We start from the raw sequence: 12,997 nt of genomic DNA, 5'->3' as shown, positions 1-12,997 counted from the left end.
GTATTGCATTTCAGAGAGAAATATTGTATAATTAATGTAATCGTTTTAGCAAAAACAAATGATACTATACATATTATAAAGGAGTAAAAAATATGGCTTATGTAATCGGCGTAGACTGCGGCACAAGCGGCACTAAGACGGTGCTTTTTGACGAAAAGGGCACTGTTATCTCTTCTGTAACTATTGAATATCCTATGTATCAGCCTAAAAACGGCTATGCAGAGCAAGATCCTGCTGACTGGGCAAACGCAATGATAAACACTATCAAGGCTGTTATGACCAAAAGCGGTGTAAATAAAGAGGACGTTGCAGGTGTTGGTATCTCAGGTCAGATGCACGGACTTGTTATGCTGGATAAGGACAACAACGTTCTTAGAAAGTCCATAATATGGTGCGATCAGAGAACTGCTGCAGAAGTTGAAGAAATGAACGAAAAGCTAGGCAGAGAAAAGCTCATCAAGATAACAGCAAACCCTGCCCTCACAGGCTGGACGGCTGCGAAAATTCTTTGGGTAAAGAACAACGAGCCTGATATATATGAAAAGTGCAGACACATTCTTCTGCCAAAGGACTATCTGAGATTTATCCTCACTGGCGAATATGCAACAGAGGTTTCCGACGCCAGCGGTATGCAGCTTCTTGACGTGCCAAACCGCTGTTGGTCAAAGGAAGTCTGCGATACGCTTGACATTGATATGTCAATGCTGGGCAAGGTGTACGAGTCATGCGAGGTAACAGGCAAGGTCACAAAGAAAATGGCTGAGCTTACAGGACTTAAAGAGGGTACTATAGTAGTAGGCGGAGCAGGCGACAATGCCGCTGCGGCTATCGGAACAGGCGTTGCAGAGGACGGTAAGGCGTTCACAACTATCGGAACATCAGGCGTTGTATTCGCACACACTTCTTCTATCTCTATCGACCCAAAGGGCAGAGTTCACACCTGCTGTGCAGCAGTGCCGAACGCATGGCACGTTATGGGTGTTACACAAGGCGCAGGACTTTCGCTGAAATGGTTTAGGGATAATTTCTGCAATGCAGAGAAAGAAACAGCAAAGTGCATGGGCGTTGACGAATATTATCTCATGGATAAGGAAGCAGAGAAAGTGCCTGTTGGTGCAAACAGACTTCTCTATCTGCCATATCTCATGGGCGAAAGAACACCGCATCTTGACCCTGACGCAAGAGGAGTATTCTTCGGACTTTCCGCAATGCACACAAAGCGTGATATGCTGAGAGCAGTAATGGAGGGCGTATCATACTCCCTGAGAGATTGCGTTGAGGTATTCAGAGAAATGGATATCAACGTATCCGACATGATGGCATGCGGAGGCGGCGGAAGCTCACCGCTGTGGAGATCAATGCTCGCAGATCTTTACAACTGCCCTGTAAAAACAGCTTCATCGAAAGAAGGTCCAGCCCTTGGCGTAGCACTTCTTGCGGCAACAGGCGCAGGCATTTACTCATCAGTACCGGAAGCTTGTAAGGCAGTAGTAAAGACCGACAAGGTACAGCAGCCTGAAGCAGAGCGAGTACCTGAGTATGAGAAATACTACAAGCTTTACACAGAGATCTATCCTGCACTGAAAGCAGAATTTGCAAAGCTTGCGAAGATGTAATATAAAACCAAAAGCTCCGATTTGCCGTCGGAGCTTTTTTGTGTTAGAATATTTTGACAACTAAAAAACGGCTCTCCACAATAGAGGAAAGCCGTTTTTACATATTGGTCGGAGTGACCTGATTTGAACAGGCGACCTCTACCACCCCAAACACAAATAGAAAATTTTAGGATATAAACCGCCGTATTTTGTTTAAATATCGGCGGTTTTATTGTGCATAGAAATATTACAAAAAGTTCAGCTTGTTAGTGCGTTATTTTAACAATTTATACATTGACACGAAATATTACAAGCATTTACGCCATTTGCTTAATGTTATATAATATAACTGTAGTCAAGAGAACTACAAAAAAATATTAATTGATTTGGAGGTATGACAAGATGTATATTGTCAAAGGTTTTAAGAAAAACAGTGGAGTTGTTAAGGAAACTGGCAAGGAGTGGGAAAACTACACGCTTTTTTGCCTAAAGGAAAGTAAGGACGAGAAAGTGATAGGATATGAAATACATATCGCTAAAGTTTCAACAAAGGTCTTGCAGGAAACTTTTCCTAACTCTGCGGCTATCATTGATAGCCATGTAAATATTAATTATGGCGTTCGTACTTTCGGCGGTGCTGAAAAGCTTTTTGTTGAAAGTATAGACATAATCGATTAAGAAAGGAGATTAAATTATGCCTATTACTGTTCTTACAGGTGAAACAGCTTCCATTACTTCGGGAGTAACAACTATTACTGATCTTGTGTCACAGGTTTGGACACTTATGACAAGCAATCCGCTTGTTATGGTTTTTGTAGGTGCATCGCTCCTCGGCGTTGCAATTGGCGTTATCAGAAAGCTTACACATAAGTAAGCCGTATATCTCGCTTGTGCGGGGCGGTTAATCCGCTCCGCATTTTTTATTTTAGAAAGGAGAAAAAAATATGAAAATAAAACTTCGGCGGTTCGTGTCAATCCTCTCCGCTATGGTGTTAATGATATGTTGTGCCGTTCCTGCGTTTGCTGTTGATACTGTTGAAAAAAATGATTTTTCAAAAGTTAAATGGTCTGTCGTTAATAGTACTTCTGATATTCCTCATTCTTCTGATGTTATTTCTTATTATTCTGAACATTTTGACACTCTCCCTCAAAATTATGCTTTGATTTATACAAAAAACTCTTCAGGCGATGTTAATACTTCTATGATTTGGCTACCTGATGATGCGTTGATGTGTTATTATTTTACTGATAATCAGTTTCGTTATTTGTCTCATTCTGATTTTGATATTTCTCGTGTTTCTATGTATTTTTATGCAAATGGTAATAATTATAAATCTTTTTATTCATCCTTTCGCTTTGATAATTCTCCCACACCTGACTACAAATATTCGGGTATTCTTTACCATTTTGGCGTAGACGGCTTTGATATTTCTTCGGCAAAGGTTTATATACATTCAAAATTGTATGATTGGGATAATTTTGATAATAAATTAGAGCCTTCCGCCCCACCAGTTCCCTTTACTGTCGATTATTCCCCTGCTCTCTCTGAGGGCATGAGCCGCAAGGGAACTCTTGTCGCTCCGGGTGCAAGTAATGACGGACAGGAAATTGAAAGCAATGGTCTTAACGTCCGTGTCACACTAACGGACGAATTTTTAAAACTCCGTGACAGCTATGATGAACTTAAAGATTATACATATGAATTTGTATGTTATATTACTACTTCCCCGCCTGAAAAGTCGTCTTATGAAGAAAGCGTTAAAAACGCTGTTTATACTTCTTTGGACTATGGCAAATATATGTATACTACAAGCGGCGTTGTTGATGATGTTACGGACGACAATAAAGAGCCTGCAGAATGGATAAAGGCAGAGGGCATAAATGCAGGTTACATTATTGGTAAGGGTGGCTCTGTCAAGAATGTTACTATCAATCTTGAAAATCTTGATAGTTCACAGTTCACAGCCGATACAAAGCTTTATATCGTGGTATATGGTCGCTTGACCTCTCTTTCAGTTCCTACTCCTGATTACTTTGACCTTGACAATCAAGGTTATTTGTGCAATCAAGGTTCTTTGAATACAAAGCAGATTGTAACAGTAAATGCTGACCCCGAAACAGGCGAGGGAACAGACGTTGTAATGCCTGATTACTATTGTGTAACGTCAACGGCATTTAATTATAAAGATTATCCTGAATATAAGCCGAAAATCTTCAAGAATGGTGCTGAAATGGATACAAACAAGCCGTTTACTGATTACCTTGATAAGAAGTTGACTCCTGATTATATGTATGATTATGATATGGATAAAAACGGAGAAAGCGGTCTTGCTCCTGACGATTTCGAGAAGTATGAGGAACAAAAAAATCTTGATAAAAATTTCGGTTCTGTTGATTTCGGACTTGACAGCATTAAATCAGTTTTTGACGGCTCGTCCGACTTTTTCAAGTTCTTAACTGCAAGTATCGGCATTTTGCCCACAACGTTTTTAACTATCCTCATCTCTTTCTTTGTTGTCATGTTAGCAATATGCGTTGTTAAATGGGTCTTGAAATAGGGGGTGCAAAATGGATTGGTTTTCACTTATGAAGTCGCTTTTTGTTTCAATTCAACACTTAATGTGCTTGCGTATTCGTTTCGGTGAATTTAGTTTTACAGTAGGTGCAATGATTATAGGATTGTTTGTTATATCCTGCTCCGTTGCCCTGTTACGTTATCTTTTCCACAATACATAAGGAGTTGTTAAAATGGTTGCAATATTAAAATTATTCGTCCTGTCACTGATAGTAATTCTTGCTATCAGTGCAGTTCTTGGCGTGGTTGCGTTCTTTATGGACTTGCACGCCTTTAAATCTGAAAAAGACTTGTTGCTTCCTCGTAAACGGCTTATAGAAGCACTATACCAGGAACAGGAGTTAAAAAAGCAATCGGCTGAACAGCCACAGGACACGCCACAGAGCGACAATCAAGAGCCTGAGAAAGAGGGGTGGTAAATGTGTTATATGATGTTCAAAACGCCTGTTATCAGTTGCTAAAGCTCCTCGGCTGTGACTTAGCCGCTATTGACGTTATTAAAACGTGGAAACAATTCGGTGTGTTGTGCATTGAATTTGTGTTCGCTTGCTTAATGCTTTTCCTGCTTTGGAAAATGCTTTACAATGCTATGATACGCTTTTTCAATCCTCGGAGGTAGCAATGTTCTTTTTACCGCTTTATATCGCACTCACTGTCGAGTGCATAATACTTATAATATTCTTTCTGAAAGGTGATTAAATGGTTCTATTCGATTACTTTGTACGTCTGCCGTCCTTGGCGGCTTATACTGCCTATGATAAGGCTACAGCTTTATATTTTAATTGGTCGCAAATATTCAATGGTTGGGGCATACACTTATTTGTCGGTAAATTCGGAGCAGGTAAAACCTCGCTTATGGTCGCTGAAGCTTATGAACTCTGTCGCAAATATCCGCAACTTCATATCTTGACAAATATCAATATCAAAAACTTCCCCGATTATACTGAGATAATCCCCTTGAACACTGCACAAGATATCCTCAACGCCCCTAAAAACACGCTTGTACTTATTGATGAAATAGGTACTATATTCAATAGCCGTGACTTCTCGGGCGGTAAATGTGCCGTTCCTAAACCTTTATTTCAGCATTTGTGCCAATGCCGTAAACGGCGTATGATGATATATGCAACAGTGCAACGTTTCAACTTGCTTGACAAACAAATAAGAGATATCACCGCAGATGTGACCGCTTGCCATACGCACTTCAAGCACCCATTCTGCCGTATACAGACAGGTTACACCTATGATATAGAGGAATACGAACTCTATTCGGAAAATAAGGCTTATACTCCTGCTCAGATGTATAACCGCACATACTTACAAACAAATAAACGCCGTCAGCTCTACGATACATCACAGCTTGTCACAAATATGCTTGCTAAAGAGTATCTCAGTGATGAAGAAATACTCGCCAATCGTGAGGGCATAGAGCCTAACACACAGCCACTTGACCGAAAGCAAAAGAAATCTATTCGTAAGCGGAAAAATGCTTGGTAAATGAAACAACTCGCAGTGGTTGCCGTTAGGCTCACTGCGAGTTGTTGTCTTTGTTGTAATTATTGCCCTGACTAAATCTATTAATCAGTATCATATTAGTGTCTAACAAGTTCTTGTTCATCATTTCAAGTCGCTTGTTTGTTTCCTGTAATTCCTTGTAGGTCTTTTCTGTGTTGCCTGCTGTGCAGATTATCGCAACAAACAATATTATGTTGATTATGATAGCAACTATTGCTATCACAACAGCCGTTGCAACTGCTGTTTCGCTCATTTCAATTAAACCCATGTTCTCACCCCTCGTCTGTATGTGTCTTTATTACAATGTGGCTGTCCTCTGCTGATTTTATCTCCTGTCTGACAGCATATTTCAAATACCCTGCCTTTGACATTCCTAGTTCTTTTGCTCTGTCCTCTATCATTCTGTTAAACCCTTTAGGTGCTTTAAATTGCACTTTCTCTGTGTTTTCCTTATCCCATTTATCACGGGCTTTTCTTTGTGCTTCTGATACTGCCATTAAATCACCACCTTGCTATTATTATACATCATAATTTAGTAAATGTCAACAATTATTTCTACGGTATCCCGTAACAGTTTCTTTACAAATAGTTTACTATATATATGTATATCTCTACGGTATCCCGTAGTATAATATATACAGACAAAGGGAAAGCGGATAACCCACAAACCGCAGAAAGGATTGATTATAATGAAAAATATTATGCCAACAATACCAACTGCAACAGAGCTTGCAATTAAGTATGCAAAGCGTGAACAGCTTAGAATTATTATCGAAAAGGCTTATAATATTCATGCTGATTGCGAATATGAAGCTTTATCAAAGCTGATTGCAGAACTTAAGCAAATGCTTGAAGAAACATAAAACTTAGAATATGAAAGGGTGTTTAAAATGAAAAAACTAATTTTATATCGTGTTGATTTTGACATTGGTTAATATTTTTTCTTTTTTGGAAAGATGATGACGATTAAATCTCGAAACTTTGATAGGGAGAACAATTTCCCCTTTGTCAATACCTACTTATGTCCTTCTCAACCAAACCCCGCTCCTGCGGGGCGGTCGGTCTGCGACCGTTTCAGACGGCGTAGCTGTCGGAGCCGTCGGCTCTGGAGATTTTCGGCTTGCGAACTTTCGACTTAGACAAAGGTAAAGAGCCGAAAACTGCACGAATGTGCAGCTCTTTCACTTGTTGGGTTTTTCTTTTGGAATCTCTCAACCCCTCGGAAAAAGTCGGGGTTAGTATTACCCCCGACTTCTGATACATGATACAAAGTAGTTTAAACAGCGTAAATGCGTGTTTTCCCATGTCACAAAATTTTGTGACAACTTCTGATACAAGATAAGGTGGTGTTTCTATATATGGCGGAGTTTAATTGCCGCTCTGCTTTCTGTGTTATAAATAACCCTCGCTACGATATTACATACAAGCACAATGAAGAGGGGGAGATAATCAAAGACGAGAACGGCAAGGCGGTTATATTAAAGCAAGAGCCTACGGAGTATCACTCATTGACAGAACAACAGATATGTGATGATGTTCTTAATAAATGGGTCGGTGATGATGATAAGCGAACAGGAGCGGTTTTATTCTGCGTGTCTGCCCTCGGTCTTGAACACTTGCATTGTGTGTTTGAAAGTGAGAAGACGTTCCGCCCGCTGTCTGCCTTGAAAAAGCTTTTTCCTAAAGTACATATTGAGATAACCAAAGGAAACAAAAAGCAAGTCGAGGATTATATAAACAAGGTTGGCAAGTTCGAGGAAAAGGGCGAAAAGATTATAGCAAAATCGCAGGTCGGTGAGATTAAAGGCTGTCAAGGCAAGCGTAACGATTTGATTTCAATGTCTGATATCCGTGACCTTATTTACAGCGGACAAACTCCAAACGATATTTACCGACAGTTTCCGCAGGCTATCAAGTCCAAAACTGCAACAGAAGAGTTATTTTATTTGTATCGTAAGGACAACACACCGCCCGAACGTGATGTCAAAGTACATTGGCTGTTTGGCGGTACTGGGTGCGGAAAATCATACACATACATTGAACTTTGTGAAAAGCATGGTGATGTAAATATCTATCGTGTGACCGACTATGACCACCCTTTTGACGGCTACCAAGGCGAACCGATACTTATTCTTGATGAGTTCCGTGGGCGTATCTCATACAGCTACTTGCTCATTCTGCTTGACAAGTACCGCTCTCAGGTATCTGCACGATACAGCAATAAAATGACGTTATGGACGGAAGTATATATAACCTCGCCGTTCCTGCCTACAGAACTCTATCAAAAGGCGGCTGAACGTAATGACGGCATAGACAAGCTTGAACAGCTTACAAGGCGTATTGATGATATAGTGTATTGTTTCAAATATACCGCCGAGAACAATAGCGGCACATTTTATTGTAAATACAACGTTGATTTTGACCTGCATTGTGATAGCCACGCTATCCGTGAACAGTGTTCACACGTTCGTCACGAGGTTTCACAAATGGGATTGTTCACACTTATGGACGGCTTAACGTCAAAATTTGTTGAAAATAAATCGCAAAGTTAGTGTCACGAGGAAAATTTTTAAACTCTGAAAGGAGCAAAGCGACTGTAAGAGGTTAAAAATTTAGGCAATGGAACGATTGAGCAAAGCAAAATCGGTCGCTTGCCGTTCCGCCACAGCGTCAGCCGTGGCATAAGTGACACGATAAAGAAAAGCCAACTCAAAAGCCGAAAAAGCAAAACAAGCCAAACAAAATAAAGTAAAAATATTTAATGTAAGAAAACGGCAATTTTACAACGCCGTAAAAATATGGTATAAATAAATCAGGAGGTACATCATGAAGCAAAAAGAAATTTGCAAGGAAGAAATTAACCTGTTCTATTTGTGGCTCTGTGGCACGATAGGCAAGGAGAAAGGAGAGGATAAAAGGATTGTGTATCTGTGCTGTCCTGCTGAGCGTGATACGCTCCTCAGAACGTTTCTTGAAGAATACAACGCACAGCACCGCTACAGTGCATTTAAAAAGGCTTTCAAGCCTACCACACGCATTATTACAACAAAAAGAGTGTAGTCATTATAAACCCATGTACGCCAATACATGGAATGACTACACCCAAATAACACCCACGCAAAAGGAGTTATTACCATGAAATTTAAAGATTTTTATTACAAGGACTTTCGCCCCTCTTATTTAGAGGGCGTTGTCCGCTACCCTGAGCAAACCGATTATGTAATTGAGCAGAATTGCAAGCCGATTAACGGCAAGGAACTTTCAGAAATCGGTCTTTCTGATCTCAATAACCTTATCAAGATATGTGATGATACATACTGCATTGACAGAGTGAAAAAGCTCCGCAGTGTCCTTAAACGTATCATGCGTTACGCTTACGCTTGCCGTTATACGCCTATTGACCTATCTGCATTCGAGTTAAGGCGGTGCAGAAAACGCCCTGAAACAGTGCAACAGCTATCATTTACGGCAGAACAAGCCGCCTTTCTGACTTCGGGCGATAGCACTATAATGAAGATGTTCCGCTTTGAGTGCTTGACAGGTCTACGCCGTGAGGAAATACTCGCCTTGCGTTGGGAAAACGTTGATTTAAAGGCACGCCGTATCTTTGTTTGTCAAACTGTAGTTGTTCTCAAAGGGCGTGCAAGATTGGTCGATGATACTAAAAATCACAAGTTCCGCTACGTTGAACTTAACGAAACGGCTTATAAACTTCTTCTTACACTGCCTGTTACCTGTGATTTCGTTTTTGGCAATCCACGTTCAAAGAATTTTCTCAGCCCTCGCCGTTATCATGAGGAATATAACACAATGTTTATTCGCAAGAATGAGGAATGGAAAAAGACACACTCAGAGGGCTTGCCACACCTCACGCCGCACAAATTCCGTCACACTTTCGCAAGTCTGCTTACTTCTAATGGAGCTGATGTCAAGACAGTTGCCGACCTGCTCGGGCACACAAAGCTTGACACCACAAATATTTATTTGCACTCTTATGATGATTTACGCCGTCAGGCGGTCGATAAGATACAATTAGATAATTAATTTAACAACCGCACCGAGGGCTTTTGGTCGGAGTGACCTGATTTGAACAGGCGACCTCTACCACCCCAAGGTAGCGCGCTACCAATCTGCGCCACACCCCGATATCGTATATATTATACCCGATTTGGATACAATAGTCAAGAGTTTTCAGTCAAAATAAAAAAATTGCAAAAAAGGTATTGACATTCACATTCATTTGTGATATAATAAATAAGCACTCAGGAGAGAGCAGTAAAAAAGCAGTAAAATATCGCGGGATGGAGCAGTTCGGTAGCTCGTCGGGCTCATAACCCGAAGGTCGTTGGTTCAAATCCAGCTCCCGCAACCAGTTTCAGGACTATCGTTTGATAGTCCTTTTTTCATGCCCAGATCACCCACAAATACCACAAAAAGATCGGCCAGTAATCCCATTTTGGATCTACTGACCGATCTTGCTGTTTATTCACTTGCACAAAACATAACGCCAGCCTTAAATCAACGTTCCTTGTCCGTCAGCTCAAACCTGATACTGTGCAGGTCAAGCCCATTCTGCGCAAAGTATATCCTGAAAGTTGTGAAGCGTGAGAACATAGGCGTTTCCTTTTCCATTGAAACAGCCTTGCCGCCAGTGCCGTTGAACGTGAACGTACCCACCGCAGTTCCCATGCTGAACAGCGTCATAGGTATCTGCGCAAGCTCACTCTGCGTAGAACTTGCCGTAACTATCACCCTGTAAATACCGAAGTTTGACAGGTCAAGAGCAAAGCTATAAGAAGTGCCTTTCTTTGTGTCAACATCACTAAGGTCAAGAGTTATGTCACGGTCTACCTTATAAAACTGTACAGGCTTGTCGTCCTCCTGCTCCTCGTCCTCTCGGTTTATCACCTTGACAGTATCTCCTATACCCTCCGCACGCTTAAGAGCATTAGTGTGAAGAAGAAATCCGCATATGTTCGCCGCATTTCTCTGAAGCTCACACCTCTCTATACCGCCATTTTCAAGGGCAACAAGCGTGTTGTCGTCATTCTTTTCTCCGTCAGGACAAACCATGTAAACATCGTTCTGCGCCCTAGCCATAGCTGCAAGATCCGTCTTGTCAGGCTCTTTTCCACGAACGTTTATGTTCGCCCACCAGTCCGTCATGGTGAAGCCCTTGAAGCCCCATTCCTCACGAAGTATCACTGTGTTAAGGTCAAAGTTTCCTGCCGTCCACAAGCCGTTTACTATGCCATATGTGGTCATAACAGAGGAAGCTCCTCCCTCTTTTACCGCTATCTCAAAACCCTTTAGATATATCTCCCTGAGTGCTCTTTCCGATACCACCGAGTCGATAAAATGCCTGTTTGTCTCACGATTGTTCGCACAGAAGTGCTTTATCGTACCTGTCACCCCTGCACCAGCCATGCCCTTTAACTCAGCCGCCGCCATTTTGCCCGTAAGAAAAGGATCTTCCGAGAAATACTCAAAGTTTCTGCCGTTCAAAGGGTGTCTGTGAATGTTCATTCCAGGGCCAAGCAGACAATCCACCTTGTTAGCCGCCATTTCAAGCCCCATAAAAGTGAAAAGCTCACTTGTAAGCTCCTTGTTGAACGAAGAAGCTATCATAGTACCGTTCGGCAGGCTGAAAGCCTTTGTGCCGCAGTCAAGTCTCATGCCCGACGGACCGTCCGAACAGCAGCCAGCAGGTATGCCAAAGCCATTGAGATTTTCCGACACTCCCCCGAACGCCGATGCCGTACCAGCCGTGACCCTAGGGCTTCCCATGCCCTCGCCCCTTATAATGCAGGAAAGGTCATAGTCTGAAAACTGTGCAATAAATTCGTCCATTGTGTTCTTGCCGTTCTTAACGTCCCAAAGCTTTATGCCCTTGTCACCAGTGTATGCTATCTCTTTCGGAAGCTTCTCCAAACGCCTTGCACTTTCGTCTACCTCAGATACAGGCACAGCCTCTCTGCCAATGCTGAAAGCTCCGCCCTCGCAAACAGGCTTTATCCTCTCAAAACTCTCCACAGGAGCAAGCGACTGAGTGAGCCTTTCTGTTACCAGATCCTCACCCTGCTCAAAACTGCAAGCATATTCAGCACTTCTCACGTCACTGCCCACATAGAATTTATATTCCCCTGCTTCAAGCACATAGCATGACTTGTTGCCCGTCACACCCGAATCGTCATAAGAAGCAAGCTTTGCGATATCCACTGCTATCTCAACCACCTGCTCTTCCTGCGGTACAAGCTCCCTGGTCTTTTCAAAGCCGCAAAGCACTCTAGCCGCCTTGCCGAGCCTTCCCTGCGGAGCTTCGCAGTAGACCTCTATTACCTCTTTGCCCTTGTAAGAACCGATATTTTTCACCGATACAGAAAGCTTCACAGCCCCCTCTGTTATCTCAGCCTTTTCCGTCTTTATCTCAAACGCAGTGTATGAAAGACCAAATCCGAACGGATAAAGCACCTTTTCTTTAGCAAAAGTCTCAAAATAGCGATATCCCACATAAATATCCTCAGCGTAAATATCCCTGTTTTCCTCCCTGCCGAAATTAGCGTCCGAAGGGTAGTCCGACACCTTGTATGCGATAGTGTCAGGAAGCTTTCCGCTTGGGCTGACCTTTCCTGTCAAAACGTCTGCCGTACCCTTTCCGCCTGTCATTCCCCCCTGCCAAACATAAAGCACAGCGTCAGGGGCAATTCTGTTTATGTCGGTCATATCAATGATATTTCCCACGTTAAGAAGCAAAACAACTTTTTTGTAATTCTCCCTCACCACCGTGAGCATAGCTATCTCGTCATCGCTTAGCAAATAAGAGCCTGCCTCCAGCCTGTTGTCCTGCTCCTCGCCTGCCGTCCTGCCTATTATCACAATGGCAGTTTCACAGCTTTTTGCAGTTTCTTTGACAAGCCCCTCGTCAAGTGGCATCTCTTTCTGCGACCAAGGCTCTCCGCCCCAGCCCTCGCCTAAGTCGAATGGGTTTTCCTTGTCCCATTTTCTGTATGTGTCAAGAAGTTTCTCATTGACCTTTACGCCATTATCAATAAGCCCGTCCAGAATGTTCACTACCTTAGTAACGTTCACCATTCCTCCCGAGCCTGTTCCACTTTTATAATAATGAAACTGTATGCGTCCGAAAACAGCCACCTCTTTGTCTGTATCAAGTGGCAGAGCATTATTTTCATTTTTGAGCATAACGATTCCCTCAGAAACCATTTTCGCCGCAGTATCAAGATATTTGTTCCAATCAAGTATTCTTTCCATAGCTTTCACCTTTCCAAATTTTCTATTGAATTTCAAAGTGTAT

13 protein-coding genes and 2 tRNA genes are annotated in these 12,997 nt (G+C 42.1%); 11 read left to right on the top strand and 4 right to left on the bottom strand.

The annotated features are described in order from the left end of the window. Window positions 1-92 precede the first annotated feature (92 nt). From xylB to AB5627_RS03305, 6 genes are all read left to right on the top strand, one after another. On the top strand, window positions 93-1,616 hold the full coding sequence (gene xylB, locus AB5627_RS03330) for a xylulokinase (RefSeq protein WP_022288557.1): 1,524 nt from the start codon (window positions 93-95) through the stop codon (window positions 1,614-1,616). Between the two features lie 381 nt (window positions 1,617-1,997). Next, a complete protein-coding gene (locus AB5627_RS03325; RefSeq protein ID WP_267300922.1) occupies window positions 1,998-2,273 on the top strand; it encodes a hypothetical protein in 276 nt (91 codons plus the stop codon). Between the two features lie 16 nt (window positions 2,274-2,289). Further along, window positions 2,290-2,469: a hypothetical protein gene (locus tag AB5627_RS03320; protein ID WP_265290587.1), complete on the top strand. Its 180-nt coding sequence runs from the start codon at window positions 2,290-2,292 to the stop codon at window positions 2,467-2,469. A 70-nt stretch (window positions 2,470-2,539) separates the two neighbouring features. Beyond that, a complete protein-coding gene (locus AB5627_RS03315; protein ID WP_265290586.1) occupies window positions 2,540-4,153 on the top strand; it encodes a hypothetical protein in 1,614 nt (537 codons plus the stop codon). 190 nt (window positions 4,154-4,343) lie between these two features. Continuing rightward, the gene (locus AB5627_RS03310) at window positions 4,344-4,589 is read left to right on the top strand and encodes a hypothetical protein (RefSeq protein ID WP_265290585.1); all 246 of its coding nucleotides are present in this window, start codon (window positions 4,344-4,346) and stop codon (window positions 4,587-4,589) included. 280 nt (window positions 4,590-4,869) lie between these two features. Next, complete coding sequence (locus AB5627_RS03305; RefSeq protein WP_265290584.1) at window positions 4,870-5,667, top strand: zonular occludens toxin domain-containing protein; 798 nt, start codon at window positions 4,870-4,872, stop codon at window positions 5,665-5,667. A 31-nt stretch (window positions 5,668-5,698) separates the two neighbouring features. Here AB5627_RS03305 and AB5627_RS03300 read toward each other — a convergent pair whose 3' ends face one another. Together AB5627_RS03300 and AB5627_RS03295 are read right to left on the bottom strand one after the other, a co-directional pair. Further along, window positions 5,699-5,953 carry a hypothetical protein gene (locus AB5627_RS03300; RefSeq protein WP_265290583.1) on the bottom strand — a complete coding sequence of 85 codons (255 nt, stop codon included), beginning with the start codon at window positions 5,951-5,953 and terminating at the stop codon, window positions 5,699-5,701. A 4-nt stretch (window positions 5,954-5,957) separates the two neighbouring features. Further along, on the bottom strand, window positions 5,958-6,182 hold the full coding sequence (locus AB5627_RS03295; RefSeq protein WP_265290582.1) for a hypothetical protein: 225 nt from the start codon (window positions 6,180-6,182) through the stop codon (window positions 5,958-5,960). Between the two features lie 192 nt (window positions 6,183-6,374). Here AB5627_RS03295 and AB5627_RS03290 point away from each other — a divergent pair, with 192 nt between their 5' ends. The 4 genes from AB5627_RS03290 to AB5627_RS03275 all read left to right on the top strand — a co-directional run bounded on the left by AB5627_RS03290 (window position 6,375) and on the right by AB5627_RS03275 (window position 9,729). After that, window positions 6,375-6,548: a hypothetical protein gene (locus tag AB5627_RS03290; protein WP_265290581.1), complete on the top strand. Its 174-nt coding sequence runs from the start codon at window positions 6,375-6,377 to the stop codon at window positions 6,546-6,548. A 495-nt stretch (window positions 6,549-7,043) separates the two neighbouring features. Continuing rightward, a complete protein-coding gene (locus AB5627_RS03285) occupies window positions 7,044-8,237 on the top strand; it encodes an RNA helicase domain-containing protein (protein WP_265290580.1) in 1,194 nt (397 codons plus the stop codon). Window positions 8,238-8,511: 274 nt separating this feature from the next. Then, window positions 8,512-8,745, top strand: coding sequence for a hypothetical protein (locus AB5627_RS03280; RefSeq protein WP_216553666.1), 234 nt, complete (start codon window positions 8,512-8,514; stop codon window positions 8,743-8,745). Between the two features lie 75 nt (window positions 8,746-8,820). Next, window positions 8,821-9,729, top strand: coding sequence for a site-specific integrase (locus tag AB5627_RS03275; RefSeq protein WP_265290579.1), 909 nt, complete (start codon window positions 8,821-8,823; stop codon window positions 9,727-9,729). Between the two features lie 24 nt (window positions 9,730-9,753). On the opposite strand, the gene AB5627_RS03270 is transcribed toward AB5627_RS03275, so the two are convergent. Further along, window positions 9,754-9,830: transfer RNA gene (locus tag AB5627_RS03270), tRNA-Pro, on the bottom strand. Between the two features lie 150 nt (window positions 9,831-9,980). Between AB5627_RS03270 and AB5627_RS03265 the strand changes: the two genes are divergently transcribed. Beyond that, a tRNA-Met gene (locus AB5627_RS03265) sits at window positions 9,981-10,057 on the top strand. Window positions 10,058-10,203: 146 nt separating this feature from the next. On the opposite strand, the gene AB5627_RS03260 is transcribed toward AB5627_RS03265, so the two are convergent. Then, the gene (locus tag AB5627_RS03260) at window positions 10,204-12,954 is read right to left on the bottom strand and encodes a glycoside hydrolase family 3 C-terminal domain-containing protein (protein ID WP_022288110.1); all 2,751 of its coding nucleotides are present in this window, start codon (window positions 12,952-12,954) and stop codon (window positions 10,204-10,206) included. Window positions 12,955-12,997: the final 43 nt, after the last annotated feature.

This window comes from Ruminococcus sp. RTP21198st1_G1_RTP21198_201120 (assembly GCF_040924265.1).
GTDB lineage: Bacteria > Bacillota > Clostridia > Oscillospirales > Ruminococcaceae > Hominimerdicola > Hominimerdicola aceti.
This window is presented reverse-complemented; position numbering and strand designations above follow the sequence as displayed.

Coding starts and splice junctions, on each gene's coding strand:
- AB5627_RS03325 (WP_267300922.1), top strand. CDS start 1,998: ATGTATATTGTCAAAGGTTTTAAGAAAAACAGTGGAGTTGTTAAGGAA.
- xylB (WP_022288557.1), top strand. CDS start 93: ATGGCTTATGTAATCGGCGTAGACTGCGGCACAAGCGGCACTAAGACG.
- AB5627_RS03280 (WP_216553666.1), top strand. CDS start 8,512: ATGAAGCAAAAAGAAATTTGCAAGGAAGAAATTAACCTGTTCTATTTG.
- AB5627_RS03320 (WP_265290587.1), top strand. CDS start 2,290: ATGCCTATTACTGTTCTTACAGGTGAAACAGCTTCCATTACTTCGGGA.
- AB5627_RS03310 (WP_265290585.1), top strand. CDS start 4,344: ATGGTTGCAATATTAAAATTATTCGTCCTGTCACTGATAGTAATTCTT.
- AB5627_RS03295 (WP_265290582.1), bottom strand. CDS start 6,182: ATGGCAGTATCAGAAGCACAAAGAAAAGCCCGTGATAAATGGGATAAG.
- AB5627_RS03275 (WP_265290579.1), top strand. CDS start 8,821: ATGAAATTTAAAGATTTTTATTACAAGGACTTTCGCCCCTCTTATTTA.
- AB5627_RS03305 (WP_265290584.1), top strand. CDS start 4,870: ATGGTTCTATTCGATTACTTTGTACGTCTGCCGTCCTTGGCGGCTTAT.
- AB5627_RS03315 (WP_265290586.1), top strand. CDS start 2,540: ATGAAAATAAAACTTCGGCGGTTCGTGTCAATCCTCTCCGCTATGGTG.
- AB5627_RS03260 (WP_022288110.1), bottom strand. CDS start 12,954: ATGGAAAGAATACTTGATTGGAACAAATATCTTGATACTGCGGCGAAA.
- AB5627_RS03300 (WP_265290583.1), bottom strand. CDS start 5,953: ATGGGTTTAATTGAAATGAGCGAAACAGCAGTTGCAACGGCTGTTGTG.
- AB5627_RS03290 (WP_265290581.1), top strand. CDS start 6,375: ATGAAAAATATTATGCCAACAATACCAACTGCAACAGAGCTTGCAATT.
- AB5627_RS03285 (WP_265290580.1), top strand. CDS start 7,044: ATGGCGGAGTTTAATTGCCGCTCTGCTTTCTGTGTTATAAATAACCCT.